This is a genomic window from Paraburkholderia franconis (genome assembly GCF_009362735.1).
GTDB lineage: Bacteria > Pseudomonadota > Gammaproteobacteria > Burkholderiales > Burkholderiaceae > Paraburkholderia > Paraburkholderia franconis.
This window is the reverse complement of sequence record NZ_WHNP01000056.1, coordinates 24775-51073: the sequence shown is the minus strand read 5'-3', so window position 1 is coordinate 51073 and position 26299 is coordinate 24775. Positions and strand designations below refer to the sequence as shown.

The following is a 26299-nucleotide window of genomic DNA, read 5'->3' as shown; positions in this document are numbered from 1 at the left end:
TGCGCGGTTCAGTTGCTGGAACGCGTGCCTTACTGGCTGCTGGCCATTCCGCTGCGCCTCGCGGTTGCAACGATTTTCTGGAATTCGGCGATGACCAAGCTCGCAAACTGGGATGCGGCGCTCGAACTGTTTCGCGACGAATACAGGCTGCCGGTATTGCCGCCGGATGTGGCAGCGCACATCACCGTATCGATAGAACTGAGCATGCCGGTGTTGCTGGTGCTCGGCCTGGGCGTCAGGCCCGCCGCATTGGTCCTGCTCGGGATGACCTCCGTGATCGAGATCTTTGTGTACCCGCAGGCATGGCCGACGCATATCCAGTGGGCGGCCATGCTGCTCGTCCTGTTGTGCCGGGGCGCCGGAGCCTTGTCGCTCGACCATCTGGTGCGTCAGCGACAGTGGCGCGTTGCTTCGTCGGAAGGCGCCCGACGTCAGCGCGGTGACCGCTGATTTCGACAGGAAGACCGCCACCGTGCGTAAAGTCGTTCTCGCATCCGTGCTGACCTGCCCGCAATGTGGAGTTGGCAACGCGCCAGCCGTCCAAGCCGGCACCGTGGCGTCAGTTCCCGCCCCTGAGAGTGCCTGCGAATCTCGCGGCGAGTTTCTACCTGGTTCCAATCACCATTGAATCGGGGCCGGTAAGCGGCTCGACGCGTACCTGTTTGAAGCCGACTTCCTGCATCCATTCGCGACACTGCGCGCCCGTATAGTCGAAACCGCCAGGTGTCTCGATGAGCATGTTCAGGCTCATCAGCAGGCCAAAGGCATTGCGCCTGCGGTCATCGTCGATTACCGCGTCGTAGACGATCAGGCAACCGCCGGGAGGTAGCGACGCGTAGCACTTCGCAAGGAGATCGAGCTTCTGCCCGAGATCCCAGTCGTGGAGGATGTGTCCCATCACGAGCACATCGGCCGCCGGACAGGAATCCTTGAAGAAGTCGCCCGGATAGAAGTGCAGCCGTTCCTGCAGGCCGTGCGACGTTATGTACTCGTCAAACAGAGGGCCCACTACGGGCAGATCGAAGCCGCCGCCGCGCAAGTGGGGATGGGCGAGCGCGACCTGAACAGGTAAGGCACCTTGGGCCGCGCCGATGTCAATGAAGGTGCTGTAGTTTTGCCAGGGGAATTGTTGCGCAATCGCCTTGGCCGCGCCCAGGCTGACCCCGCTCATTGCCCGCAGGAAACCCCGTAGTTTGTGTTCGTCGCGATACATCGCATCGAAGAGGTTGCCACCCCCTTTTGCCTCGTTCTGTGGCAGCCCCGTGCGAAGGGCTTCCGTCAGAGAGCCCCAGAAGGGATATAGGCGCGCGTTGGCCATTTCCAGTAATCCACCCACGTAGCTGGGCTTGGCCATGTCCAGAAAGAGCTCGGCGTCTGGCGTATTGCGGTATTTCCCGTCCTCGCGTTCCAGCAGATTCAATGCGACCAGCGCGTCAAGAAAATCAAGGGCCGATCTCGGATGCAGTCCGAGTGCCTCAGCGAGCTCCGCAGCATCGCGAGGACCGGTCGCGAGGCGCGAGAACACACCGAGTTCGACTGCGGACAATAGAGTCTTGGACGCCCAGAACCCCATGCCCAGTTGGAGTAGCCGTTCCGGGGAGAGTTCGCGCTGGCGCGTGTTGTCGGCGCCAGGCTCCTGTTGAACCATGCTCGATGTGCTTTCCATCATTGCTCCCGGGGGACGTGTGAAGAAGCGCCAGATGGCATAGTAGGCGAAGCGTAATTTTTCAAGCGTTCGCTGCCGCACAGACGGACGCCAGCCCCTCGGTATGTCCGCCGTAACCGGATCACGTCTTCACCCACAGTCGAGCAAGCTGCCGGGCTCAGTTGCTATGGAACCCGGTAGATTTCCTGTGGGTCACACTCCACCCCGAAACGGTAACGGACCAGTACAACCGCGTCCCATGCCCGATTCGGATGGGTGACAAGAGTCACGCGGGCATCGCCTGTAAAAATGATTTCCGCACCATAACGCACCATGCCGGGCGACCCGCAACCGCAAGCGAAGGCGCGCCTCGGTCTGCACCGCGCGCGCAACGCCGAATCAAGTCGCGCTAGCTACGCCGACGAAGCCGCCGACGCATTGCGTCCCACGCCGCGTCGATACAGCCCGAGCGTCGCGCACAGTCCGCACAGCGCTGCGAAGCTGAGCCAATAACCTCGCGCGGCCTTGTCGTGCGTGACTTCGATCAGGTACGTCGATACGGCGGGCGTGAAGCCGCCGAACAGCGCCGTCGCGAGGCTGAACGCGAGCGAGAAGCCAGCGACGCGCACCTCAACCGGCATCACTTCCGTCAGCGCCGCGACCATCGCTCCGTTGTACATGCCGAAGAAGAACGAAAACCACAGCAGCACGATCAGCATGTGGCCGAAGCTCGGCGCACTCGCGAGCCACGACAGCGCCGGATACGACGTGCAGATTGCGAGAATCGCGATCATCATCAGAATCGGCTTCCGGCCGATGCGGTCGGAGATCGCCCCGCCGATCGGCAGCCACACGAAGTTCGACAGAGCGACGAGCAGCGTCACCATCAGGCTGTCGCTGGTCGAGAGCTTCAGCACGGCCTTGCCGAAGGTCGGCGTATAGACAGTGATCAGATAGAACGTGGTGGTGGTCATCGCCGTGAGCAGCATGCCAGCGATGACGATGCGCCAGTTCCGCGCAAGTAGCGCGAACGCTTCGGTCGATTGCGGATGATGCCGCCGCGCCTCGAACGCCGCCGTTTCCTGCAGCGAGCGGCGCAGCAGGAACAGGAACGGCACGATCGCGCAGCCGATGAAGAACGGAATGCGCCAGCCCCATGCGGCAACCTGCTGCGTGGTCATCCACTGGTTCAGCGCGTAGCCCAGCGCCGCCGCGACGACGATCGCGATCTGCTGACTGCCCGATTGCCAGCTCGTATAGAAACCTTTATTGCCGGGCGTGGCCATTTCCGCGAGATAGACCGACACGCCGCCCAGTTCCGCGCCTGCCGAGAAGCCCTGCAGCAGCCGGCCGATCAGCACCAGCACCGGCGCGAGCATGCCGATAGTCGCGTAACCCGGCACACAGGCGATGAAAATCGTGCCGCTCGCCATGATGCCCAGCGTGACGATCAGGCCGGTGCGACGTCCCACCTTGTCGATGTACGCGCCGAGAAAGATCGCGCCAAGCGGGCGCATCAGAAAGCCCGCCCCGAACACGGCGAAAGTCAGCATCAGCGAGGCGAATTCGCTCGACGCAGGAAAGAAGATCTTCGAGATCGACGTGGCGTAGAAACCGAACAGAAAGAAATCGAACTGTTCGAGGAAGTTGCCGCTGGTCACGCGCAGCACGGCTGCGACCTTGGACTTGCGCGAGCCGCCGGGCGTGGCGGCGATGGGTGTCGTGGGGTTCATGGGAGTGTCTCCTGTTTATTTCTCGCGCGGCGCGGTACGCCGCGTCCTTCTCTTTCGACTAATCCGAGCCAAGCTTCAAATCGTTGCGTTGCCGCTTTTCGATCGACGATTTCAGCAGCGCCGCCAACCGGTAGATGCCGTGCGCGAACTTCCCGTACGGCAGCGTCGCGAACAGCGCGATCACGATGCCCAGATGCACGGCGAGCAGCGCGGCCATCGAGGCAGTATCGCGCAGAGCCAGCAGCGCGAGGCCCGATGCGCTCGTCAGCAGCAACAGCGCGATGAAGCCGCGATCCATCGGACGCTGCCGTGCATCGCCCTGCTCGGGATGACGCCGCAGATTGAGCCACAGCAGCCCCGCCGGCCCGACCAGCAAGCCGATGCCGCCCGCCGTGCCGAGCAGCACCGGCACGCTGATGAACGGATACGGCGCATGCAGCCCGAGCACATAGTGATAGAGCGTTGCCACCACAGTCGCGGCAAAGCACAGCATGAAGCCGTAGAACGTCAGATGATGAAACCGCCGCCGGGCGAGCGTGAACGCATCGTCGGATTCGTTGCATCCGTCGCCGTGGCCTCCGTCGAGATACTTGAGCGTGAGTGCGTTCTTCGCGGCTTCGGCCATCGCGGGTGCGCTCGCGCTCATCGAGCCTTCCGTGACGTCGCGCCAGAAACGCGTGACGCCGACGCCGAGTGCCGCGACCGCGAACAGGAAGACTGCGCCGAACATCGCGGCGAGCAGGTTATGCGGAAAGATCGCGTAGAAGTTGGCGCCGACGTTCTGCGCGAGGCCGCCTTGCATCGCCGTGCCGAGCAGCAGGAACAGCGCGAGGCCGAGCGCCAGCGCGACGGAGACCGTCACGCCGTTGCGCTTGTACAGCGCGGCGAACGCGGCGGGCCACGCGTATTCCGTGTACGTTTCGAGGCGCACCTTCGCCATCGACTGCGGCACGTTGACGCCGAATTCGTGTGGTGGCGCGTACTGGCACGCGTGATAGCACGCGCCGCAGTTGTGGCAGAGATTGGCCAGATAGTTGACGTCGGCCTTGCCGAATTCGAGGCGGCGCGTCATCGCCGGGAACACGGCGCAAAAGCCTTCGCAATAGCGGCAGGCGTTGCAGATCTGCATCTGGCGCGCGACTTCATTTTCGCTTTGCGTCATCGGCACGATGGGGATCACGCGTGACGCCGCTTCGTGCGACGCAGGCGCGCAAAACGCATCGTCGCGCGACGTGTGGCGTGTCCGCGCGGACGCGAGCGTGTCAGACTTCTGCACTTTCGACTCCCGATGTTTGCAGCGCATGCCGCGCGGCCCCCGTCCCGGCGATGCGCCCGAACGCCGTGCCGATCGACATGCCGACGCCCGCCGTGTAGCCCTTGCCGAGCACGTTGCCCGCCATCATTTCGCCGGCGACGAAAAGGTTGTCGCTCGGCACCCCGCCGAAATGCACCTGCGCGCGATCGTTGGTCTCGAGACCCAGATACGTGAACGTGATACCCGGGCGCAATGCGTAGCCGTAGAACGGCGGCGTGTCGATCGGGCGGGCCCAGTGCGTTTTCGGCGGCGCGAGGCCTTCGGTATGGCAATCGTCGAGCGCGGTGTGATCGAAAGTGCCGACACGACACGCTTCGTTATAGCGCCGCAGCGTCTCGGTAAACTGCGCTTCGGGCAGCGCCATCTTGCGCGCGAGTTCAGCCAGCGTGCCGGCGCTCTCTCCTGGAAACACCGGCGGCATGAAGCGGCCGATCGCCTTCGAATCAATGATCGAATAGCCGATCTGGCCGGGCTGCTGCGCGACGAGCCGGCCCCAGATCGCGTAACGCTTGGGCCAGAAGTCCTCGCCTTCATCGTAAAAACGCTCGGCGTTGCGATTGACGACGACACCCAGCGACACACAGTCGATGCGCGTGCAGATGCCGCCGTCGTAGAGCGGCGCGCGCGCATCGATGGCGACGCAATGCGACTGCGACGGCTCGCCGATGGCGTCCGCGCCCGCGTCGATCATGTATTTGAGCAGCACACCCATGTTGAAGCGCGTGCCGCGAATCAGAAAGTTGTCGGCGGGCCATTCGCCGCGCTCGTTCTGGCCCCAGGCCTCGCGCAGCGATTCGCGGTTCGATTCGAATCCGCCCGCCGCGAGCACGCACGCGCGCGCCTCGAAACGCTGCGTGCCGCTCCTCGCCGCGACGAAGCGGCCGCCGTCGAGTTCGATCGCATCGACGGGCGTTTCATAACGGACCTGCACGCCGAGCGCTTCCGCGCTGCGGTAGTACGCGTTGACGAGCGCCTTGCCGCCGCCCATGAAAAACGCGTTGGTGCGCGCGACGTGCAACGCGCCGGACAGCGGCGGTTGAAAGCGCACGCCGTGCTTGCGCATCCACGGACGGCACGTCGACGATGCGCGGATCGTCAGCCGTGCGAGATGCTCGTTGGTACGTCCGCCCGTGACTTTCAGCAGATCCTGCCAGTATTCTTCTTCGGGATACGCCTCGACCAGCACGTCTTGCGGCGCGTCGTGCATGCAGCGCAGATTGCGCGTGTGCTGCGAGTTGCCGCCCCGCCATTCGCGCGGCGCGGATTCGAGCATCAGCACCGACGCCCCCGCCTCGCTCGCCATCAATGCAGCGCAGAGCGCAGCATTGCCTCCTCCGATGACCAGTACGTCAACCATACATGCCTCCTTTCGGAAGCACTGTATCGACAGTCCGCGCGCGTCGCCATCAGCGAGTCGTCAAGAGGTCTTCAGGTTTCGTGAAGACTCCTGCCGGCGCAGCCGCGCACCGGGCCAGCGCCCTTCCCGCACGAGTTGGCGCGCGACGTCCGCGAGCACGACGCGCGCCGCCAGTCCCGCTGGCGACAGTTCTTCGTCGGATACGCTCGCGATCATGTTGGGGCGCGTTGCATAGACATCGGCGACGGGCACGCTCGCCAGCGCCGCGTTCTCCGGCCGCGCCAGCGCCGCGCCCGGCTGGATCGTCGCGCCTATGCCCGAGCGCACGAAGTCCATCAGCAGCGCGAGGCCGTCGACTTCGGCGACGATGCGCGGTTCGTACTTCGCGCGCTTGAACGCCGCGGCGAGCAGCGTGCGCAGCCCGTGCGGGCCGCTCGGCAGGATCAGCCCCAGTCCGCCGAGTTTGCCCAGACGCACGGACTCGCCCTCCGGCATGCCGTCCAGGCCGTTCGCGCCGATCACGAACAGTCGCTCGTCGAGCAGCGGCAGCACGCTCCAGCGTTGCGCGGGCTCTTCGCGGAACAGCACCGCGAGATCGATCTGCCGCGCACTCAGCATCGAACCCAGATAACCAGACAGGCTTTCGACGATGCGCAGACGCACGTCGGGATAGCGTTCGCGCATCGCCTGCATGAACGCAACGCCGAGCACGCTCGCCGTGCTCGGCGCCATGCCGATGCTCACGTGGCCCGACAGCCGCGCCGCGCGCGCGGCCAGCGCGGCATCGTCGACATGACGCAGCGCGAGCTGCGCCTGCCGCCAGAATGCGAGGCCCGCATCGGTGGGCACCACGCCGTTCGACGTGCGTTGCAACAGCCGCGTCGCCAGTTCGCTTTCGAGACGGCTGATCTGCTGACTCAGCGCGGAGGTTACGACGCCGAGTTCGAGCGCGGCTTTTCCCATGCTTCCATGCTCGATGACGGACAGGAAGTAGCGAAGCTGTCGGAGTTCCATGGCGTGGCGAGAAGGCGAAAGATCCGCTCATTTTCGCAGGACCGTGTGCGACGGGCTACCGCGGCGTGAAGAGCAGATCCTCGACGAACGCCGCGACCTCCTCGGGCGCTTCGTAATGCAGCATGTGCCCATGCCTGCGCGATGCGCGCGAAGCGGAGACCGGCGAGCGCATCGAGTTCCTCGCGGAATGCATGCGGCCCGGATTCGCGCGCGGCTTTCGCGAGCGCGCTCGAGCGTCCCGCTTCGACGCGCAGCACCGTCGCCGTCGCGGATCGCCACAATGCGCGCGCGTACTTGCCAACTATATGGGCCGCTCGACCTTCAATTATTGAAAGCGGGTTCGGCCATTTTGATCGCGGGGCCGCGGTGGTGCCCCGTGCAATCCATCCCTTTGGCGCTATTTAACAGCGGCGCATAGCCGACAGCAGCCACAGCGGCAGGCGGTGACGCAACGACTTCACGCGATATCTCCGATGCGGTAACCAACACCGCGCACGTTGCGGATTGTGTCGACGCCGAGCTTGCGGCGCAGATTGTGGACATGCACCTGAACAGCGTTACTCATAATCTCAAGACGCTGCTCGAGTTGCTCGTGCGTGATGACTATTGTCGGATCACGCATCAACTCACGGAGCAACGCGGACTCTAGTTTCGTCACCGATATCTCGTGGTCACGCAGCCAGACACGGCACTGAACAGAATCGAGCCACAAGGCACCGACGTGCAGCGTTGTATCTGCGCGTCTCGTTTGATGCCGATGCTCGACTCGGATGGAGGCAAGCAACTCGTTTAGCGCGAACGGCTTGACGAAATAATCGTCCGCCCCCTGTCCAAACCCGCGGCGTGATCCGGGACCGCGTCCCGCGGCGTAATGACAAGCACTGGCGTCGGATCGTTACGATGCCGCAGTCCTGTAAGCAGTGTCAGTGCGCCGCTTCCTTGCAGCCCAAGATCGAGCAGCACCAACGCGTACGGCGTCGTTCTAAGCACACGCATGGCCGATGCCCCGTCTATTGCCCAGTCGACGGCAAAACCCTTTCTGCGTAACCGATGCTGCAACGCACCGCCGATCGAGACGTTATCTTCCACCAGCAATATGCGCATCTAATGTTCGGCCTCCGGCTCGCGCGCTTTATTCACGTTGATGAGAATGACATTGGTTGGCTGCCGATCATCGCTTTCGGCCTTCGATCAGAGTACAGAACCCGTTCGGCGTTAACTTTCCCTTAAGTCTGAACCGGCAAGCTAGCTGTGCCAGCTACTGCCCCACCCCGGGCAGCAGCGCTGACACCTGACTAGCTGGAGGCACAGACTATGAACAGGACCCTTAAACTGGCCACTGTAGCGGCCGCATTGCTTGTACCGGCCGTTTCTTTCGCTCAACCATCCAATGGCTCGCCCACGCGTGCCGAGGTGCGCGAGCAGTTGGCCCAGTTGGTAAGAGCTGGGTACAGACCGACTGGACGCCACAACAAATATCCTTCGGACCTGCAAGCGGCTCAGGCACGCGTTGCTGCCGGCGCCCGTGGCACGGGCCACTCGCTGGAGCCTGGTCAACCGGCACCCACGATGGCCCCGAATGGGCAACACGATTGACCACGCTCGCGCAATTGTCGGCACCGCGAACGACAGCTTTCCGTCACCCACACCCGCCAGGCCGCCAGAATGGAGCTGGCGGCTCGCTCACTGAGTCTGAAGGACGGGAGCGACCTCGTCGCCCATGCCTGCGAACCAGCGCTTTCGCATGGGCGCGAGAATAAACTTGGCCGACACGCCCGCGACGACCGACACGACGGCGGAGCCGATCAGCACATGCTCCCATGATCCGCCTGCCGCCAACAGCGACGCAATCGGGACGAGCAACGATGCGGTGCCCTTGGCCGTATAGAGCGTGCCCGCGTTCGACGACGCGTATTTGCTGCCGAACGTATCCGCGCAGATCGCCGGAAAGATCGAGAAGATCTCTCCCCAGCACAAGAAGATGAGTGGCGCGAAGATAAGGAACGCGTAAGGATCGTGGCCGTATGCATTCATTCCGAGCAACGCAAGTCCCTCGCCAACGAACACGAGCAGCATGGTGTTTTCTCGGCCGATCTTGTCGGATAGAAGACCGCAGACGGGTCGGGTCAGCCCGTTGAGCAGATTGTCAATCGATAGCGCCAGCGTCAGCAAAGGCAATGTTGCACCAAAGAACTGCACAGGCAGCTTCGCAAAGCCAAATGCCTTTGCAATCGGGCCGAGCTGCGCCGTAGCGATCAGGCCGCCGGCGGCTACGAGCACGAATAGCAGGTAGATCATCCAGAAGAGCGGTGTTTTGACCATCTGTCCCGGCGTGTAGTCGACCTTGCTCGTCACGACGCGCGCGACCGGCTTGATGCCGGGGCCCGGATCAGGGCGAATCAACGCAATGCTCAGAATGAAGATCGCGATGCCCTGGATTACGCCGAACACGAAGAACGTCTGCCGATACCCCGAATTGTGAATCATGTTCGCGATCGGAATTACCGTCAGTGCGGCACCCGCGCCGAAGCCCGCCGCGGTCAGTCCGGCGGCGAGCCCGCGGCGGTCCGGGAACCACTTCAGCGCATTGCCGACGCAGGTGCCGTATACGCAGCCAGCTCCAAGGCCTGCAATGACTGAAGCGACATAGAGAACGGGCAACGTCGTAGCGAAAGAATCGATCACCCAGCTTAGCGCGACGAAGATTGCGCCAGCCATGACGACGGGGCGCGGGCCGAAGCGGTCGACAAGCCAGCCCTCGATCGGCACGAGCCACGTTTCGATCAGAATGAAGATGGAGAACGCCGTCTGAACCTCAGCAGCGGTCCAAAGATTCTGCGTTTTCATCGGGATAACGAAAAGTGTCCACGCATATTGCAGGTTGGCGACGAGCGCCATGCAGGCAATGCCGATGAACAGTTGAGTCCACCGGTTTCCCAGGAAGGGTTTGCCTGCCCGCGAAGCAGCGGATGACATGACGAAATCTCCTACAAAATAAAGATCGGGTGACGGCGCGCGATGCTGCGATCCTGCGCGCCGCACCTTGTTTCATGCAGCGTAGGCGCCGTACGGGTAACGCAGGCGGCCATGCTGCCGCGCGACCCGAAACCGGTGTGCGATATCAGGACTTCTGCTCGTATACCCCGACCTTGTTGCTTTCGTTGAGATAGACGTAGACGCGATGGGTTGCCGTATCGACCGTCAGCGTGTGGACCTTGGGCTCGGTACGGATGTGATCGACGACCTGATTCAAATCCAGATCGATCACCTCAAGGTTGCCGGTCTTGTCGCCGATGAACGCGCGACGCTTGTCCGTATCGATCGCCGTCTGGTCGACGGCGCCAGCGACGCCGATGGTCGTGACCGGCTTGCCCGTTGTCGGGTCCACGACAAGCATCTTCTTGTCGCTGGTGCCGAAAATCAGGTGATTCGTCTTGCTGTCGTAGACACCGCCCTTCGCGGCACTCTTCAAACCGAACTCCCACACCGCTTCGATCTCGTGGGTATTCGGATTGATCACGTCGATCTTCCCGCCAACGGGCTGATACAGGCGGTCGGTGGAGGCAACGTACAGCGCGACGTCCGGTCCGTCCTTGTCGTCTTCGGGCTTCAGCTTGAACGTTGCAGTTAGCTTGTACGGCGACTTCGGATCAAAAATCGATTCGTTATTGCTGTCGTCGTTCGCGATCAGAATCGTGCCCGACTTCGTGTCGACATTCACACCGTCGGGGGTTTTTCCTCCGGTGTCGACAGCAGCGATCCGGTCGAACGAGTGTTTGTCATAGATGATCAGCTTGCCAGTCGTCGCGTCCGTGACATAGGCGTGGTTTGCGTCGAAATCGATGCCGTTACCGGAATCGACGCCTGAGAGCGTCTTTTTGACAGCCATGGTCTTTGCGTCGATCACGACGACATTGTGATTGGGCGACTGGGACAACCAAACCGCGTGGGTGTCCTTGTCGTAGGTGACCCAATCGCCGTGACCGCCTTTGGTTCCGGGCAGGTCAATCGTCTTGACGAGCTGGTACTGCGACGTCTGCGCGTGGACCGCGATTGCGCACAACCCCATTGCTGCGAGACAAATTGTCAACGCCTTGTGCTTGAGAAAAGCCATGTTGCCTCCATAGGAAATGACTGCGTTTTGGTTGGTTTTATCGACTACGTTGAATCCGACGTCAGAATTTGTGCGTAATGCCGAGGATCGCCACGACCTGCGAGCGCGTGCTCGAGCTCGCCGCAAGATCGCCCACCGTGCCGCCTGCCGCGACGATTGCGGAGCCGTCTTCGCTGAACGTCGTGCCGCTCGCGTGGGAATACGCGACAGATGCATAGAGGCTCGTGCGCTTGCTCAACGAGTAGGCGCCGTTTACTCCGAAGTTGTTGTACGTTGCGGACGACGCACCGCTTGAGCGCGTGTACACGTAGCTGAGTGAGCCCGTCAGCGCGGGGTTGAACTGGTACTGGAGAGCCGCGCCGCCGACGTTGAATTTCTGTGTACGGTTGAACGCGCCGTAGTTCATGTACGGCTTGTACTGTGCGTTGCTGTAGCGGATGTTCGCGGTCAGACTGCCGACGACGTACTGCGCGGCGACCTGGAAGATCTGACGCGAACCGAACAACGGTGTCGCGCCGAAAAGAGGCACCACCGAATTGGTCTGAGTGAGGTCTGCCGCGCCATTGCCGTTCACATCGTTCTTCGAGAACAAATAACCGGTGGCAAGCGTCAACCCCCCGTTGTTGTACGACGCGGCCGCCCCATACGAGTGGCCGCCCGTCGTATTGCCAGCGATTCCGCCGAATCCGTACATCAACTCGTACTGGAAGCCGGCGTACGTCGGGCTCGCATATTTGATCGAGCTATTGATCCATACCGAGTTGTCGTTGTTGTCAGCATCGCCTGGTGTGGTGAAAGCAGGTCCCGCAAAGCTGTCGCCGGTAATCGGCTGGACCAGGTCGACGGTTGGATCGAACTGCCGTCCCATGGTTAACGTTCCATAGGAATCGTCGGCGAGACCAACCGTCGCCTGGTGGGCGAAAATGCGATTACCCGAAAGCGATCCACGGGTGATGTCGAATGAGCTTTCTAGAGTGAAGATCGCGTTCAGACCGCCGCCTAGTTCTTCCTTGCCTTTGAGTCCCCAATTAGTCGCTGCGTTGTCGCCGTTTTGCATCGCCACGAGAGAATGACCGCCGGTGTTGTTGTAGTAGGCGACGGATTCGTCGATCGAGCCGTATAGCGTGACACTGCTCTGTGCATGTACTGCAGCAGGCACAGAAAACGTCAGCGCCACAATGGAAATTGCTCTAAACCTGAAATGTCTCACAACCTCTCCTTACGTTATTAATACTTTGTAGTGCGAATTTTGTAATAAAGAATTCGGCGCAGAAGGTCGATGCTTTTGAACGAGAAGATGAAGCTTCAGATCCACCCCGGTCGCCATCTCCGGCAGACCGTTGCGGCGTCCAGATGAACGCTGTCCGCCGGGGATGCGCTGCAGGCGCCAACTGGTTCCGGATCGAACTTTGACGGCGCGCTCGGCTTTATGACAATCGAATAATTTTATGCGCATGATAAAAGCGAGGTTATGCGTGAAAACCGTTTAAATAATCGAAGGTTATCGGTCAGGTCGCCATCGAGCTGTCCCGTTTGTGACAAAACTGCGATGCTGTGCGCCGCAAAGCACCACGTAGACAGGCTGAGAGCCATTCGTTGTGTCTGCCGCTACAAAGGTGGCAGAGTGGGCTTCCTCGTGTTGCAAATAAAGGAAAACGTAAAGAGAAGAGAAAAGTACTGACCGTGCGATCTGCTTTAACGGGCTAATGGCCAGGGAATTCAACCGAGCACCTGTCAGCTTTCAAAAACGCGGCAAATCTTAATGTGTTGCAATTCACATGCTAATGATTAGCGCGTTAACCATCCCTTATGGTTTCGTCGTTAGCCTCTTCCACTTTGTGTGCGGTACCGGCCGCGCGCCAAGCTGTCTGAACCAGCTATCTGGAGATCGCATTCGCTGTCGACGGCGATGAAATTCTCCAGTTCTATTGCGGTCGTTCTGTACCGAGCGTTTCTCAATATGCCTGGTTGATGCAGTGAGAACGAGTGGGCAGTGAGAAGGCAAGAAAAGTGACGAACCGGTCCTGCGTTCGGGTGGTCGAGTCCGCTGCCAACGCGCTCAACGAGGCGACAGCCCGCGGTGCGCTGAGGGGCAGTCACGGGGCGGCCACTCCAGTCATAACATGTCGTGTCTAAATCATTGACGGACTGTGGAGTGAAAAACGGGGAGTGCCATGCGCATATTGGTCGTGGGACCTGACGCGTTGATAGACGGTGATTTGAAGCTCGGATTGCACAAGGAGGGGTTCGCCGTCGACTCGGTGAGGGACGCAGAATCGGCCATGCTTGCGCTTCGCATGACCTCGTATGGCTTGGTCCTGTTCGATATCGGTCTGTCCGGAGATGACGGGCTGATTCTGCTCGCAAGGTTGCGGCAGCGAAATGACGCGACGTCCGTGATTGTGACTACACCCCGCCATGCCGTTCCGAAAGCCGTTGCGGGCCTGGACGGAGGCGCCGACGATTACATCGTCAAACCGTTCGCACTCGATGAACTGCTGGCACGCATCCGTGTCGTGATCCGTCACCAGACGGGGCGCGTGCAACCGTTACTTCAAGCAGGTGCGCTGCGGCTCGATCCTGCGCAACACCGCGTGTGGTTACGCGATAAGGAGGTATCGGTGACGACGCGAGAGTTCGCACTGCTGCAGGAGCTGATGCGCGATCCGACGATCGTCGTCACGCGCGCGCAACTCGAGGAACGTCTATACGGGTGGAACGAGGAGATCGAAAGTAACGCCATCCAGGTGCATGTCCACAATCTGCGGCGCAAATTGGGAGGAGATGCAATCCACAATGTGCGTGGAGTAGGTTACCGCATCGGGAAGCTCGCATGAGGTCGATGAATAGCGGCCCGCTCGCGTTTCTTTGCTATGTGCTCTTCATCTGCGTGTTGATCGACCATGCGCTTGAGAAGTAAGCCCCCTGCTGGTCGCCGTCTATCTTCATCAGCCGGCAGCGGTGTTGCTTATCCGCCGCCGGCGGTCACGCCAACGCAAGCCGGTCCGCGTGGTATCCGCTTCGATTTCAATGATGGCTGCGTTTCGCGAGACATCTCGCGAGCGATTCGCAAAATACTCATTCACGCGTAGCCTGAATTCTCCCCGCCTCGACGGCTGATTTCAGCATGGTCCAGTCCGCCTCATTCTGCTCAGCGTAGGCCAGCGCGAACCGCTCGATAGCTTCGTCGAACGCGGCCGACTTGCCTACATATCCGCTGATCAGCGCGGGGTCCCCCGCTTTCGCCATCGATTGGGCCAATGCGGTGCCGCACGACACTGCATACTCGGCGAGATCTTCGACGTCGAACGTAGTGAAATCGAATGCACCTTTCATGTCGCGCAACTGCCTGACATAGAAATCGTTGCCCGTGTGATGCATCTTGGACCAACCCAAAAAAGATATCGCTGGCCGACTGCAACAGCCGCTGACCAGTCACCACGCACTGGCGATGGTTCGGGTACTGGCTTGCGGGAAGATAGCCCTCCAGCACGGAAGCCCTTGCCTCCTTGAGTTGCAGGAATAATGGGCTTTCTCCGTCGGCCATGAAGAGCGCCTCATGGCGCTGTCACGTTGAGTTGTTCGCGACGCAATGACGGAGAGGGAGCCCGTTCCCTCAGAAAGCGGACGAACCTTGGGTGAGCTCAGTGAAGTGACGCCATGCGACAAAGCGCGCGGCGAGCGGGTTGCGATAAAGGGAGGCGCGTAGCAAATGTCTCTTGAGCGCAAAGTGCTGCCGGATCGGGCCGAAGCTCGACAGGAGCGCCTGGGTGCGTTGAGGGACTCGGAAACCACGCATCCGACGCTCGCGTTCCCGCGTGGGCTGATGACTGTTTTCGGCGCGGTTGTTCACCCGGGCGCCGGCTTTGACGAATACATGCCTGACGTTCGCGCGCGTCATGCAGGCAGTTTACGCGCCAGCAACGACGTTTACAACGCTGAGGTGGGTCGTGCTGTTCTCGTCGGTTGCCGCCAGTCGACGCCTTCCAGCAGCATTGATAGTTGCGCCGGGCTCAGGCATATAACGCCACCGTCGGCTTGAGGCCATACGAAGCGCCCCTTCTCGAGTCGCTTCATCAGCAGGCACATGCCATCGCCACTCCACCACAGCACTTTGAGCAGGTCGCCGCGTTTGCCGCGAAACACGAAGACGTGCCCGCAGAACGGATCGCGGTCCAGCACGGTCTGCACCTTGGCGGCGAGACTGTTGAATCCGGCCCGCATGTCGGTCACGCCAGCAGCCAGCCACACACGCGTGCCGGCAGGAAGACCAATCACGTCTCAGCCTCCGCAGCGGCACGCAACGTACGCAACACAACACGCAGCGTGGCTGCGTCGGGCGTGCCCTCGATACGCACGCGTGCGATGCCGACGCAAATCTCAATCACTCCTGCGACGACCGGGAAGGCCTTGCTCTGCGACTGAACGGGCAACGCAGCCGCGTTCTCAATCGTGCGTTCCTCGTGCGCCACTTCTACCGGCAACAGTGTCGGCGACTCGTACTGTCCCGCTTGATAGGCCCGGCGCCATTTGAACAACAGATTCGTATTGGCCCCGTGTTCCAGAGCCAGCCGTGCGACCGAGACACCCGGTTCACGGGCGAGCTTTGCGAGTTCTCGCCGAAACTCGATGGGGTGGTTGGGGGTACCTTTACGCGTCCGTTTCGCTGCTGTTGCTATCTCAGGTGACAAAGTAGTCTCCACCACTCGTTTGGTGGGGCCTACTGTGTCCACTTTGGCGCCATCGGTCTAGACGGTACTCGGGCAACGCTTACGCCCGCTCTGCGCCGCTTTTGCACAACAGACCAGAGACAACATATCGGGCAGCAGTCGGATGGATCCGGGTGTCACGGTTTTTATGCCAAATCGAGTTAGGTCTCAGCCGCGAGCCTTGATGCGTATCACGCACCGGCCCAACTATATCGATTTTTTTAAAGCTAGGCTCCGTTGGCAATCAGGTGTTCACCAGGAAGTTGCTAGCGCAACCGCCATGCGGTGCAGGGCCGGAGACGTAACAGCATCAAATAAGTACCCTTCCGCACAGCAATGGGCCACACGTCCGAACTCTGCTTAGCAAGTCGGGGCGATGCTCCCTCTCAGGCAGCCCGCGCGATGATCATCTTCGCACGCTCGACCACGGGACGGTCAACCAGTTTGCCGTCCACAGCGATTGCGCCCGCACCGCTTTGCGCGATTGCGGCGAGTACGCGGCGCGCCCACGCGCATTCGGCGTCGGTCGGCAGGAAGCCGCGTTTCACCACACCCACCTGGCGCGGATGGATGCACAGCTTCGCTCCCATGCCGAACATCCGCGCGTGGAGAACGTCCTCGGCGAGCGCGGCGTCGTCGCCGATCGCCAGCGTCACGCCATCGACGGGCGCCGGCAGCCTCGCATGGCGCGACTCGATCACCAGTTGCGTGCGCACCGGATCGAGCGCTGCACGGTCGTCGCCGATGCCCGCGTCCGAGCAAAAGTCGAATGAGCCGAACGCGAGACGCGTCAGTCCCGCCGCTGCTGCAATCTCGCGCAGCCGCACGATGGCATCTACGCTTTCAATCAGCGCATAGAGCGCCTGCGATTCACGCAACCTGGCGCGGACATGCGCGAGATCGCTCGCGCGCTCGGCCTTCGGCAGCATGATGCCGGCCACGCCCGGCAGCGCGGCAAGGCGAACGTCGTCGCCATGCCACGGCGTTTCCACGCCGTTGACGCGCACCAGCACGCGCGAATCGGCGCCATGCTGTTCGAGCCAGTTGTGCAGCGTATCGCGCGCCAGCGATTTCGCCTCGGGCAGCACGGCGTCTTCGAGATCGAGAATCACGCGGTCTGCGCCGCTCGCAAGCGCCTTGTCGAATCGTTCGGCGCGCTCACCGGGCACGAAGAGATAACTGGTTGCCGCTTCCATTGAGTGTCCCTTGCGCGGGCGCGACGCCTGAGAAAATCGTCCGCGCGCAGGACGATGCCTCAGGTCGCGCGCCAGTCGCGCTGAAATGTTTCCAGATAACTGAAGCGCTCGGACGGGTGAACGCTGATCGCCGCCTCTACCACTTCCTCGCGCCGGTTCAGATAGCGCCGGCAAATCCACAGCGCGGGCGAGCGGGCCTGCGTGTTGAGCAGGCGCGCCTGCGCCGCGGTAATGAGCGTCGCCCGAATCTCCTGCTGGACCGCCGCGATCTGCTCGCCGAACTGCTGCTCGATCAGCGCGTAAATCGGCGTGTGCGAATGCCCCTCGACTTCCACCGCGCGAAACGCCGGGTGAATGTAAATGTCGCTCACGCAGATCGGATCGACCTCGTTGCCGCTCGTGCGCACCCCTTCGAGATGCAACCAGGTCTCGCCGTGGCTCGCGCGTAGCACCTTCGCGAGCGCGTCGTCTACTTCGACGAGATCGCGCCTGAGCAGCGTCAGCTCCGTGTCGGCCGTGTACTGGTGCAGGTCGTTCAACTGCCTCATCACCTGCTGATAGCCGCTCACCGCCTCGCGGGCCAGCACACGCGTGCCGACACCCGGATGCCGATCGACAAGGCCCATCTGCACGAGCCGGCGCACGGCCTCGCGCACCGTATGTCGGCTCGCGCCGAACTGCTCGCACAGGTCGAACTCCGTGGGCAAAAACGCGCCAACGGCGTACCGTCCACTGCGGATTTCGTTGATGAGCGTCTGCGCCAGTTGCAGATAACGAGGCTGCTGATTCAGCAAAGGTGTCATACGGGAAAGCGGCGGAGCCCGCGGCGAAAGCGATGCTGTCATTGCACCACAGCCTGCCGGCGCAGCCAAGCGATCGTGTCGTCCGCGAATCCGGCCTCGCGAAGCACCTCGTCGGTGTGCTCACCCATGCGCGGCGCGGCGCGCATGGGCAAGGCCGCGTCGATGCGCACGGGCGAGGCCACGCCCTTGATCGGCCCATGCTCGGGGTGCTCGAACTCGACCACGCGCGCCTGCTCGGCCACGAACGGATTGTCGAGCGCCTGCGCAACGTCGTAGACGGGCGCAGCCGGCACCTTGCCGGCGAAGCGCTCCATCCACGTCGAGGTGTCGGCGGTCATTAGAACGTCGTCCAGTTCACGGCGCACGCGGTTGCGATGTTTCAGGCGCGCTGCGTAGTTGCACAGTTCCGGGTCATCGATCCATTCGGGCTTGCCGACCACGTTCGCGAGCACGCCCCAGAACTTCTCCTTATTGCACATGAGGAAGATCCAGCCGTCGCGCGTGCGGTACAGCTCGCTCGGCGTGAGCGACGGATGGCTCGAACGCGGCTCGCGTTTCGTCGTATGGCCGCCGTTGAGATACCACGTTGCCACGTAAGCGAGGTTGTGGAGCGCGACATCGAAGAGGCTCACGTCCACGTCTCGGCCGCGCCCGCTCTGGCGCGCCTCGACGATGCCCGCAAGCAGCGCCATCGCCGCCGTAGTGCCCGTCATCAGGTCGATGATCGAGAGGCCGAAGCGCGCGGGCGGCCCGTCCGGCTCGCCAGTCAGCGAGAGATAACCCGCTTCGGCCTGCATCAGGTAGTCGTAACCCGGCCACGCCTTGCGCGAACCCGTGCGCCCGTATGCCGAGAGATGCGCGCAGACGATGGCCGGGTTGGCTCGCGAAAGCGCCGCGTAATCGAGCCCGAGGCTTGCGGGCAGATCGCCGCGCAGATTGTCGAACACCGCATCGGCCTTCTCCACCAGCTTGAGCAACACCTCCTTGCCTTCGCTGCTCTTGAGGTCCAGTGCGATGCTGCGCTTGTTGCGGTTAAAGGCCTCGTAAAAGTGGCTGTCTGCTGGGCCGAAATAATGCGGCCCGACCGCGCGGCCCACGTCGCCGCCGTCCTTCGCGTTTTCGATCTTGATCACGTCCGCGCCGAGATCCGCGAGATGCTGTGTGGCGAACGGGCCCGCGCCGTACTGCTCCACGGCGACGATTCGCACTCCCTCAAGCGGCAGGCTCATACGGGGCTCCTTGCGATCAGTTGCTTCGCGATGATGATGCGCTGCAACTCGTTGGTGCCTTCGCCGATCACGAGCAGCGGCGCGTCGCGATACAGCCGCTCGATCTCGAACTCCTTCGAATAGCCATACGCGCCGTGTATGCGCATTGCTTCCGTGCTGTTCTCGACACCCGCCTCCGTGGCGAAGTATTTCGCCATGCCGGCTTCCATGTCACAGCGTTCGCCGCGATCGTAGGCCTGCGCCGCAGCGTCGACGAGCAGGCGCGCCGCATGAACGCGTGTAGCCATTTCGCCGAGCTTCAACTGAATGGCCTGGTGCTCGCAGATCGGCTTGCCGAAGGTCTTGCGCATCTGGCTGTACGCCACCGAAGCATCAAGCGCCGCGACCGCGATGCCAAGCCCGCGCGCGGCCACGTTGATGCGGCCCAGTTCAAGCCCGCCAAGAATCTGCTGCAGGCCACGGCCTTCAACACCGCCGATCAAACGGTCGGCCGGCACGCGGTAGCCGTCGAAATTGAGCTCGCAGGTGTCGATGCCCTTGTAGCCGAGCTTCTCCAGCTTGCGGCTCACGTCGAAGCCCGGCCCCTTCTCCGCGATCAGCAGGCTCATGCCCTTGTGCCGCGGCTGCGCGGCAGGATCAGTCTTCACGAGCAGCACGAGGCAGTTGCCGTAGAGGCTGTTGGTGATCCAGGTCTTCGCGCCGTTCACCACATAGTGGTCGCCATCGCGCCGGGCCGTCGTGCGAATTGCCTGCAGATCGGTGCCGCAATCGGGCTCGGTCAGGCCGATGCCGCCGCGCAGTTCGCCCGTGGCGAAACGCGGCAGGAATTGCGCCTTCTGTTCTTCCGTGCCGTTGCGCTGCACGGTCATCGCCATGATCAGATGCGAATTGACGATGCCGCTCAGCGACATCCAAACCGCCGACATGCGCTCGACGATGCGCGCATAAGTTCGCGCCGAGAGGCCGAGGCCGCCGTATTCAGGGGCGATCAGGCAACCGAACAAGCCCATTTCCTTCATCTGCTCGACGATCTCGGCCGGATATTCGTCGGCCTTTTCGAGTGCGTGCACATAGGGCTTGACCTCGGTCTTGAGGAAGCGGTCCAGCATATCGAGAATCAGCGCATCGTCCTCGGCCTGTTCCACTACGTTGTCGTCCACTTGAGACATGTAACTTTCTCCGAACTGCGAATTGAATGGATTTCTACGCTACGATTCAGACGGCCTCGCCAAGCGCTGCATGCCAGGCGCCGGCCGGCAACGTGTCGAGCGCGAGCACGGCTTCACGGATCTTCTCAACGCGATGCCCCGGCAAGGCACGGCATGCATTCGCACGATACTTCGCGACGATCTCCTCGTTGCTGAGCGGCCGGTCGGCGCTGCCGCGATGAATCGCCTCGCGGTGCGAAAGGGTTTCGCCGCCCGCCAGTTCCAGGCACACTTCGCCGGTGTAGTGGCGCGGGAACGTGCTGTCGGGATCGATTTCGTATTCGACTTTGGCGGCCAGTGCGAGCACGGCATCGTCGCGCAGCGCTGCGGGCTCCAGTTCGTCGAGCGTGAAGCGCCCTTTCACCAGCGCGCTCGCCGTGACATACGGCACGCTGAATTGAGCGTCGTACGCATTGGCGGGGCGGCGCTTGTTCGCCACCGGCTCGCACACCACCTTCACGACGCCCGCGGGCACTTTCACACGAATACGCCCAATGCGGTCGACCAGTTCGGTAAGCTTATAGCTGCGCCGCTGCCATTCGTGATGCAGCGCGGTCCCGGCATCGGCGAACGCATGCGTGAAATGGCAGGCCGGCACGGGCTTGATGGCGACTTCTTCGATCTCCCACTTCTCGCCGAGCCCGGCCGTCGCGAGTGAGAGGTCGGCGTTGCCCCGCTGCTCACCAAGGTAGCTGGAGAACAGCCCGAAGCGCCCTTCATAAGGCGCCGATGCACCGACATAGCCACGCGACGCAAGCGTCGCCGCCGTATAGGCCGATTGCGCCGCCCAGCCAGGATGCATGCGCTTGGTCCACGCGCCATCCTGCAGAAATTCCAGGCTGCCGCTCGCCATCGAAAGCGCAATGCCCTGGGCCATCTGCGCCTGTTGGCGCGTCAGGCCAAGCAGGCGCGAAGCCGCCAGCGCACAGCCGAAAATGCCGACCACACCGGTCGGATGGAAGCCGACCTGATGAAAGCCGCTTTTCGCCACCGAGCCGATGCGCGTGGCGGCTTCCATGCCGGCGATATAGGCGGCGAGCGCTTGCGCGCCGTCGAGCGGCCGGCCATCGGTCACGCCGAATACGCACGGCAGGAGGCTCGCGGTCGCATGAATCACGCCGCGCGAATGCGTGTCGTCGAAGTCGAGGCCGTGTGCGAGCACGCCGTTCATCACCATCGCGTCGCGTGCGGTGAGCACGCGGCCGTAGCCGATCACGGTGGCATCGCCCTTGCCGAGCACCGAAAGTCCGTCCAGCGTCACGTCCGCGAATTCGGTGGCGTGTGCGGCATACGCGAGACCGATCGCATCGAGCAGCAAATGCTTGGCACGCTCGCGCACGGCTTTGGGTACGGCTTCGAGCTTCAGTTCGAGCGCGAATTGCGCAAGCTCGCCCGAAATGCCACCTGCCGCCGTGCTCGCTTCCTGATCGTCCTTGCGTAGAACCTGGGTGCTCATATCGTCTCCAATAGTTGCGCCGGCCGCCGTCGCGGGGCCGGCTGGGTGCGTTCAGCGATCCGCGTGCGCCGCGGTCATGCCCGTGACGTCCTCTTCGACCACCGTGCCGATCTCCTCGAGCGACTGGCCACTCGTCTCCACGCGCAGCACCAGCAGCGCGACGATCAAGAGGCTCAGAATGCCGATCACCATTGCGAGCACGCCCGTGACGCCGAAGTTCTGGAACAGCGCGACCGCCACATACGGCGTGCACATCGAAGCGGCGCGGCCGCACACGCCCGCGAAACCCGTGCCGCGCAGGCGGAACGCCGTAGGGAACAACTCGGGGATATAGCCGTAGAGACCGAGCGTCACAAAGGTATAGATCGACGTGACAAGCGCGAAACCAGTGACCGAGATCGCGACGGGATCGCGCATCTGCGGATAGAGAAAGCCAAGGACGATGGTGGCCAGCGAAAACACGATCAAGCCGCGCTGCCGCCCAAGCCGGTCACCGACCAGATAGCCGACTACTGCGCCGCCGGGCGCGCCGAACGCCATCAGCGTGACGAATCCGAGCGACTGCACGACCGTAAGCCCCTGCTTGACGAAAAACGTGGGCAGCCAGGCAACGAAGCCATACACCGAGACATTGACCGCCACGCACACCAGCGCCGCCACCAGCGTGCGGCCTACCACTGGCCGTGAGAACAGCACCGACAGCGGCAGGTGGCGCGGCGTGACGGCTTGCGTGCCGAGCACGGGCGGCAGCTTGCCGGTTTCGCGCTCGATCTGCGCCTCGATTTCAGCGAGCGTAGCTTCCGCCTCGGCAACGCGCCCCACCGACTCCAGCCAGCGTGGCGATTCCGGCATGCGTTTGCGCATGATCCAGATCGCGATCGCACCCGCGCCGGCGATCGCGAACATCCAGCGCCAGCCGAGGTTCGGAATCACCACATAGCCGACGCTCGTGGCGATCAGAAGACCTGAGTTGATCAGGAGGCCCATGAGCGAAATCCAACGTCCACGATACGCAGGTGGCACGAATTCGCAAAGTGTGCCGGCGGCGACCACAAGCTCGGCGCCAAGTCCGATGCCCATTAGAAAGCGCAACACGATCAGCGTTTCGATGTTCGGCGCGAAGCACGCGAGCAGCGACGCAATGCCGAACACTGCGAGATTGATCTGATACGAATAGCGGCGGCCGAAGCGGTCGCCCACCCAGCCGGCCAAAGCCGAACCGATCAGCATGCCGAAGAACGTGGCCGAGATGAACGCGGCATTGCTTGCGAGCGTCGAGAAGCCCGACTTCACCGTTGCGGCGAGCACGCCCGCCGCGAGGTACACGTCGAAGGCATCGAGCAGCGCGCCGCCACTGATCAGGCCGAGAATCCTCCAGTGAAAGCGCGCGAGCGGCAGCCGGTCTAGCCGGGCCCCTGCGTTGACAGACGAAACGTTCATCCGGTTGTCTCCTGAACGATGCGGCATCAGCCAGAATGCGCTAGCGCGATCCGATGCCGAATGTCACCGTAAAATTAGTTATCCTGCGTGTTGCTCTTTTACTGAAAAATTATCGTCCTGCTTCAGACGGCTCGTGGGTGAGAAAGTATCGAAGGCAAGTGCCAGTCGGTACGCCGCTGCAACTGGTGGGCGAGGCGCAGCAACACGTCCTCGCTCCACGGGCGCCCGACGAGCTGTACGCCAACCGGCATGCCATTGCCGCTCTTGCCCGCAGGCACGCTCATACCCGGCAAGCCGAGATAGTTGATGCCGCGAGTCCAGTATGAGAAGTCGCCGAAACGTCGCTCGATTTCGCCGGCATCGCCTTTGAGCGTCTCCTCGATCGTCGGCACTGCGTAGGGCAGCGCCGGCAGCAGCAAGGCATGGGCACCGCCGAGGTAGCGCTCGACGAACTGCGCCATCGAGCGCGCGCGCAGCCGCAGTGCGTCGACATAGCGCGTGGCGGGATACAGTAGGCCGCGTTCGAGACGGCGCAACACCTGCTCGCCATAGTCGCCTCGGCACTCGCGCAGCCATTTGGCGTGGATGGAGGCCGCTTCCGCGCCGAGCACCAGCGTCGCGAGCGCGCCCGCTTCGCGCAGGTCAGGCATTTCCACCTTGCAAATCGTCGCGCCGCAAGACGCAAGCGCATCGGCAACGCGCAATACCGTCGCGCGCACTTCGTCCGAAACCGGTGCACCGTCGTCGTCGAAAGCGGGCACGGCGACGATGTCGTCGCGCGTCAATGGCCGCTCTATCGAGCGTTCAAAATCCCGTGTGCCGGCCGCGAGGCAGTGCGGATCTACGGCATCGGCATCCCAGATCGCCTGGAGCATCGAGGCAGCGTCCTGCGCCGTGCGTGCGAGGACGCCTACACAATCGAGACTCGGCGAAAGCGGCATCACGCCTTGCATCGAGATCGCGTGCTGCGTTGGCTTCATCCCCGTAACGCCGTTCACAGCCGCGGGAATGCGCACCGAACCGCCCGTATCGGAACCTAGCGCGCCCGCCACGAGGCCGAGCGCTACCGCAGTGCCGCTACCACTCGACGAGCCGCCGCTCACATGCGCGTCAGACCATGCATTGCGGCCATGGCCCAGATGCGCATTGAAGCCGGTGGGGCTCATCGCGAACTCGGCCATGTGCAAGGCGCCGAGATCGATCGCGCCCGCCGCGTCGAGTCGCCGCAGCACCGTGGCCGTATGTGAGGCGCGATGACCCGCGAGAATACGGCTGCCGCATTCGCTCAGTTCGCCGGCACGGAAGAACATGTCCTTGTGCGCGAGCGGCGCGCCCTGCAAACGGCCGGCATGCACGCCCTCGGCGCGTTGCCGGTCGACTGCGCGCGCTTGCGATAATGCGGCCTCTTCGCGCAGACGCACGAAGCCACCTCGCTGCCCCGCTCGTTCCGCTTCGCGCAGCGCGGCTGCCGTGCGGTGCGCGCATGTTTGCGTTGACACCGGGAATGTCTCAGCGCTCATGGCCCGGCTCCGGGTTTTGCAAAGTGCGCGTGAACGCGTCGGCCTCGAGCCAGTCGAGCGATTGCGCCGCATCGGCAACCGCCCGCACGGTCGCGTGCGCTGCCTCGATCAGCGAATCGGCATGGCCGGAACTCAGCGCCGCGGAGCCAAACTGCTCCACCCACGACTGCGCCCCGACATTGAAATCCGCCCGACTTTCATTCGACATGCCCATCTCCCCCTGCAATCAATGTCATCCGGCGAGAAAAGCCGCAGCGCCCTGGCGCTGCGCATAAGGTGATTCGAGTACAGCGCGCGCCGCGCACCGTGAGGGCCGCGGATATCAATCGCCGACGCCGTGACCACGCTTCGGAATCAGCGCACTGCGCACGAAATCCATCACCTGCACGCCGTTCTGGTTGAACGCGCGTGTATGCACGGTGACGATCCCCTGGGTTGGACGCGAACGCGATTCGCGTTTCTCTAACACTTCGGACTCCGCATAGAGCGTGTCGCCGCAAAACACGGGAGCCGTGAGATTGATTTCCTTCCAGCCAAGATTGGCAATCGCCTTGCCGCTCACGTCGTTGACCGTCATGCCGAGCACGATGGCCACGGTCAGACCACTATTGACGAGCAGTTGGCCGAACTCGCTCTTCGCGGCATGGGCGGCATCGCAATGCATTGGATGGAAGTTCATCGTCAGCAGCGAAAAATGAATGTTGTCGGCCTCGGTGATCGTGCGTCCGGGCCGGTGTTCGTAGATGTCGCCGATTTCGAAATCTTCCAGATAGCGCCCGTAGCTGGCGCGGATGCGGCGCGTTTCGCCAACCTGCTCTCGTTTCACGTCCATTGCCTGCGTCTCCAGTTTCGACCGACTTTGTTCGGTGATTGTCACTTTGTACGGACAAAGTATTGAGCGAAGACAAATTGCTGTCAAGGCACAGAGTCGGGAATCTCGGCCAGGGTTTATGCCAAGGCGCGGCGGGAACGGAAGTTGGGAGAGCCACCGCCGCGACGGTACACAGCGCGATACGCTACGTTACTACCGTGGAGCAAAATGAACTTTGTCTTGATCTACACCGGATTAACGGGTGTCATCGCAGGCGGCAGTGAATCTGTCATTGTTACGTCAGTGAACGCGTGTCATCAATTGAAAGGGCGCTGTCACGTTGAGTTGTTCGCGACGCAATGGCGGAGAGGTAGCCCGTGCTCTCAGAAAGCGGACGAACCTTGGGTGAGCTCAGTGAAGTGACGTCATGTGACAAAGCGCGCGGCGAGCTGGTTGCGATAACGCGAGGCGCGTAGCAAATGTCTCTTGAGCGCGAAGTGCTGCCGGATCGGGCCGAAGCTCGACAGGAACGCCTGGGTGCGTTGAGGGACTCGGAAACCACGCATCCGACGCTCGCGTTCCCGCGTGGGCTGATGACTGTTTTCGGCGCGGTTGTTCACCCGGGCGCTCGCTTTGACGAAGACATGCTTGACGTTCGTCAACTCGGCGATTTCGGCTTTCGCGGCCGGATAGCGGCTTTGTCGCGGTAAGGATAAAGAGACGAAAGAGATCGATGTGCGAAGTACTGC

22 protein-coding genes and 4 pseudogenes are annotated in these 26299 nt (G+C 62.4%); 3 read left to right on the top strand and 23 right to left on the bottom strand.

The window, feature by feature from the left end:
• Window positions 1-450 (top strand): DoxX family protein (locus tag GCT13_RS35865; protein ID WP_407670911.1); only part of this gene is annotated, 450 nt, incomplete at its 5' end.
• A 154-nt stretch (window positions 451-604) separates the two neighbouring features.
• Here GCT13_RS35865 and GCT13_RS35860 read toward each other — a convergent pair.
• From GCT13_RS35860 to GCT13_RS35835, 6 genes and pseudogenes are all read right to left on the bottom strand, one after another.
• On the bottom strand, window positions 605-1648 hold the full coding sequence (locus GCT13_RS35860) for a methyltransferase (protein WP_152766473.1): 1044 nt from the start codon (window positions 1646-1648) through the stop codon (window positions 605-607).
• Between the two features lie 410 nt (window positions 1649-2058).
• Window positions 2059-3378: an MFS transporter gene (gene tcuC, locus GCT13_RS35855; protein WP_152766471.1), complete on the bottom strand. Its 1320-nt coding sequence runs from the start codon at window positions 3376-3378 to the stop codon at window positions 2059-2061.
• Window positions 3379-3436: 58 nt separating this feature from the next.
• On the bottom strand, window positions 3437-4654 hold the full coding sequence (gene tcuB, locus GCT13_RS35850) for a tricarballylate utilization 4Fe-4S protein TcuB (RefSeq protein ID WP_321574845.1): 1218 nt from the start codon (window positions 4652-4654) through the stop codon (window positions 3437-3439).
• The gene (gene tcuA / locus GCT13_RS35845) at window positions 4641-6050 is read right to left on the bottom strand and encodes an FAD-dependent tricarballylate dehydrogenase TcuA (RefSeq protein WP_152766468.1); all 1410 of its coding nucleotides are present in this window, start codon (window positions 6048-6050) and stop codon (window positions 4641-4643) included. The genes tcuB and tcuA overlap by 14 nt, the downstream gene beginning before the upstream one ends.
• A 60-nt stretch (window positions 6051-6110) precedes the next feature.
• On the bottom strand, window positions 6111-7064 hold the full coding sequence (locus tag GCT13_RS35840; RefSeq protein ID WP_152766466.1) for a LysR family transcriptional regulator: 954 nt from the start codon (window positions 7062-7064) through the stop codon (window positions 6111-6113).
• Between the two features lie 457 nt (window positions 7065-7521).
• A pseudogene (locus tag GCT13_RS35835) lies at window positions 7522-8168 on the bottom strand (response regulator).
• Window positions 8169-8378: 210 nt separating this feature from the next.
• Between GCT13_RS35835 and GCT13_RS35830 the strand changes: the two are divergent.
• Entirely contained in the window at window positions 8379-8660 is a 282-nt protein-coding gene (locus GCT13_RS35830) for a DUF4148 domain-containing protein (protein WP_152766464.1), read from the top strand.
• An 87-nt stretch (window positions 8661-8747) separates the two neighbouring features.
• Here GCT13_RS35830 and oxlT read toward each other — a convergent pair whose 3' ends face one another.
• From oxlT to GCT13_RS35815, 3 genes are all read right to left on the bottom strand, one after another.
• Window positions 8748-10040, bottom strand: a complete 1293-nt coding sequence (gene oxlT, locus GCT13_RS35825; RefSeq protein ID WP_152766462.1) for an oxalate/formate MFS antiporter — start codon at window positions 10038-10040, stop codon at window positions 8748-8750.
• A gap of 145 nt (window positions 10041-10185) precedes the next feature.
• On the bottom strand, window positions 10186-11178 hold the full coding sequence (locus tag GCT13_RS35820) for a YncE family protein (protein WP_152766460.1): 993 nt from the start codon (window positions 11176-11178) through the stop codon (window positions 10186-10188).
• 61 nt (window positions 11179-11239) lie between these two features.
• The gene (locus tag GCT13_RS35815) at window positions 11240-12388 is read right to left on the bottom strand and encodes a porin (RefSeq protein WP_321574844.1); all 1149 of its coding nucleotides are present in this window, start codon (window positions 12386-12388) and stop codon (window positions 11240-11242) included.
• A gap of 964 nt (window positions 12389-13352) precedes the next feature.
• Here GCT13_RS35815 and GCT13_RS35810 point away from each other — a divergent pair.
• Window positions 13353-14015 carry a winged helix-turn-helix domain-containing protein gene (locus GCT13_RS35810; RefSeq protein ID WP_152766458.1) on the top strand — a complete coding sequence of 221 codons (663 nt, stop codon included), beginning with the start codon at window positions 13353-13355 and terminating at the stop codon, window positions 14013-14015.
• A 241-nt stretch (window positions 14016-14256) separates the two neighbouring features.
• On the opposite strand, the pseudogene GCT13_RS35805 reads toward GCT13_RS35810, so the two are convergent.
• The 14 genes and pseudogenes from GCT13_RS35805 to GCT13_RS35740 all read right to left on the bottom strand — a co-directional run.
• Window positions 14257-14725, bottom strand: a pseudogene (locus GCT13_RS35805) (DUF2252 family protein).
• A gap of 69 nt (window positions 14726-14794) precedes the next feature.
• A pseudogene (locus tag GCT13_RS35800) lies at window positions 14795-15070 on the bottom strand (IS6 family transposase); the annotation flags it as partial.
• A gap of 38 nt (window positions 15071-15108) precedes the next feature.
• A complete protein-coding gene (gene tnpB / locus GCT13_RS35795) occupies window positions 15109-15456 on the bottom strand; it encodes an IS66 family insertion sequence element accessory protein TnpB (protein WP_321574842.1) in 348 nt (115 codons plus the stop codon).
• On the bottom strand, window positions 15453-15869 hold the full coding sequence (gene tnpA, locus GCT13_RS35790; protein ID WP_152766457.1) for an IS66-like element accessory protein TnpA: 417 nt from the start codon (window positions 15867-15869) through the stop codon (window positions 15453-15455). Before tnpA ends, tnpB begins: the two co-directional genes overlap by 4 nt.
• 404 nt (window positions 15870-16273) lie before the next feature.
• Complete coding sequence (locus GCT13_RS35785) at window positions 16274-17083, bottom strand: HpcH/HpaI aldolase/citrate lyase family protein (protein WP_152766455.1); 810 nt, start codon at window positions 17081-17083, stop codon at window positions 16274-16276.
• Between the two features lie 59 nt (window positions 17084-17142).
• Window positions 17143-17886, bottom strand: coding sequence for a GntR family transcriptional regulator (locus GCT13_RS35780; RefSeq protein ID WP_152766453.1), 744 nt, complete (start codon window positions 17884-17886; stop codon window positions 17143-17145).
• Between the two features lie 38 nt (window positions 17887-17924).
• Window positions 17925-19115, bottom strand: a complete 1191-nt coding sequence (locus GCT13_RS35775; RefSeq protein ID WP_152766451.1) for a CaiB/BaiF CoA transferase family protein — start codon at window positions 19113-19115, stop codon at window positions 17925-17927.
• Window positions 19112-20284 carry an acyl-CoA dehydrogenase family protein gene (locus GCT13_RS35770; RefSeq protein WP_152766449.1) on the bottom strand — a complete coding sequence of 391 codons (1173 nt, stop codon included), beginning with the start codon at window positions 20282-20284 and terminating at the stop codon, window positions 19112-19114. The genes GCT13_RS35775 and GCT13_RS35770 overlap by 4 nt, the downstream gene beginning before the upstream one ends.
• 46 nt (window positions 20285-20330) lie before the next feature.
• Complete coding sequence (locus GCT13_RS35765) at window positions 20331-21779, bottom strand: MmgE/PrpD family protein (RefSeq protein ID WP_152766447.1); 1449 nt, start codon at window positions 21777-21779, stop codon at window positions 20331-20333.
• A gap of 51 nt (window positions 21780-21830) precedes the next feature.
• Window positions 21831-23219, bottom strand: coding sequence for an MFS transporter (locus GCT13_RS35760; RefSeq protein WP_152766445.1), 1389 nt, complete (start codon window positions 23217-23219; stop codon window positions 21831-21833).
• Window positions 23220-23341: 122 nt separating this feature from the next.
• On the bottom strand, window positions 23342-24739 hold the full coding sequence (locus tag GCT13_RS35755; protein ID WP_193727842.1) for an amidase: 1398 nt from the start codon (window positions 24737-24739) through the stop codon (window positions 23342-23344).
• A complete protein-coding gene (locus tag GCT13_RS35750) occupies window positions 24729-24947 on the bottom strand; it encodes a hypothetical protein (protein ID WP_152766441.1) in 219 nt (72 codons plus the stop codon). Before GCT13_RS35750 ends, GCT13_RS35755 begins: the two co-directional genes overlap by 11 nt.
• 114 nt (window positions 24948-25061) lie before the next feature.
• Window positions 25062-25571: a MaoC family dehydratase gene (locus GCT13_RS35745; RefSeq protein ID WP_087732151.1), complete on the bottom strand. Its 510-nt coding sequence runs from the start codon at window positions 25569-25571 to the stop codon at window positions 25062-25064.
• 404 nt (window positions 25572-25975) lie between these two features.
• A pseudogene (locus tag GCT13_RS35740) lies at window positions 25976-26242 on the bottom strand (DDE-type integrase/transposase/recombinase); the annotation flags it as partial.
• Window positions 26243-26299: the final 57 nt, after the last annotated feature.

What these genes read in the sequence shown, in the direction of transcription:
- GCT13_RS35860 (WP_152766473.1), bottom strand. Translation starts at nt 1,648, where the DNA reads ATGGTTCAACAGGAGCCTGGCGCCGACAACACGCGCCAGCGCGAACTC.
- tcuC (WP_152766471.1), bottom strand. Translation starts at nt 3,378, where the DNA reads ATGAACCCCACGACACCCATCGCCGCCACGCCCGGCGGCTCGCGCAAG.
- tcuA (WP_152766468.1), bottom strand. Translation starts at nt 6,050, where the DNA reads ATGGTTGACGTACTGGTCATCGGAGGAGGCAATGCTGCGCTCTGCGCT.
- GCT13_RS35840 (WP_152766466.1), bottom strand. Translation starts at nt 7,064, where the DNA reads ATGGAACTCCGACAGCTTCGCTACTTCCTGTCCGTCATCGAGCATGGA.
- GCT13_RS35830 (WP_152766464.1), top strand. Translation starts at nt 8,379, where the DNA reads ATGAACAGGACCCTTAAACTGGCCACTGTAGCGGCCGCATTGCTTGTA.
- oxlT (WP_152766462.1), bottom strand. Translation starts at nt 10,040, where the DNA reads ATGTCATCCGCTGCTTCGCGGGCAGGCAAACCCTTCCTGGGAAACCGG.
- GCT13_RS35820 (WP_152766460.1), bottom strand. Translation starts at nt 11,178, where the DNA reads ATGGCTTTTCTCAAGCACAAGGCGTTGACAATTTGTCTCGCAGCAATG.
- GCT13_RS35810 (WP_152766458.1), top strand. Translation starts at nt 13,353, where the DNA reads ATGCGCATATTGGTCGTGGGACCTGACGCGTTGATAGACGGTGATTTG.
- GCT13_RS35785 (WP_152766455.1), bottom strand. Translation starts at nt 17,083, where the DNA reads ATGGAAGCGGCAACCAGTTATCTCTTCGTGCCCGGTGAGCGCGCCGAA.
- GCT13_RS35780 (WP_152766453.1), bottom strand. Translation starts at nt 17,886, where the DNA reads ATGACACCTTTGCTGAATCAGCAGCCTCGTTATCTGCAACTGGCGCAG.
- GCT13_RS35775 (WP_152766451.1), bottom strand. Translation starts at nt 19,115, where the DNA reads ATGAGCCTGCCGCTTGAGGGAGTGCGAATCGTCGCCGTGGAGCAGTAC.
- GCT13_RS35770 (WP_152766449.1), bottom strand. Translation starts at nt 20,284, where the DNA reads ATGTCTCAAGTGGACGACAACGTAGTGGAACAGGCCGAGGACGATGCG.
- GCT13_RS35765 (WP_152766447.1), bottom strand. Translation starts at nt 21,779, where the DNA reads ATGAGCACCCAGGTTCTACGCAAGGACGATCAGGAAGCGAGCACGGCG.
- GCT13_RS35760 (WP_152766445.1), bottom strand. Translation starts at nt 23,219, where the DNA reads ATGAACGTTTCGTCTGTCAACGCAGGGGCCCGGCTAGACCGGCTGCCG.
- GCT13_RS35755 (WP_193727842.1), bottom strand. Translation starts at nt 24,739, where the DNA reads ATGAGCGCTGAGACATTCCCGGTGTCAACGCAAACATGCGCGCACCGC.
- GCT13_RS35750 (WP_152766441.1), bottom strand. Translation starts at nt 24,947, where the DNA reads ATGTCGAATGAAAGTCGGGCGGATTTCAATGTCGGGGCGCAGTCGTGG.
- GCT13_RS35745 (WP_087732151.1), bottom strand. Translation starts at nt 25,571, where the DNA reads ATGGACGTGAAACGAGAGCAGGTTGGCGAAACGCGCCGCATCCGCGCC.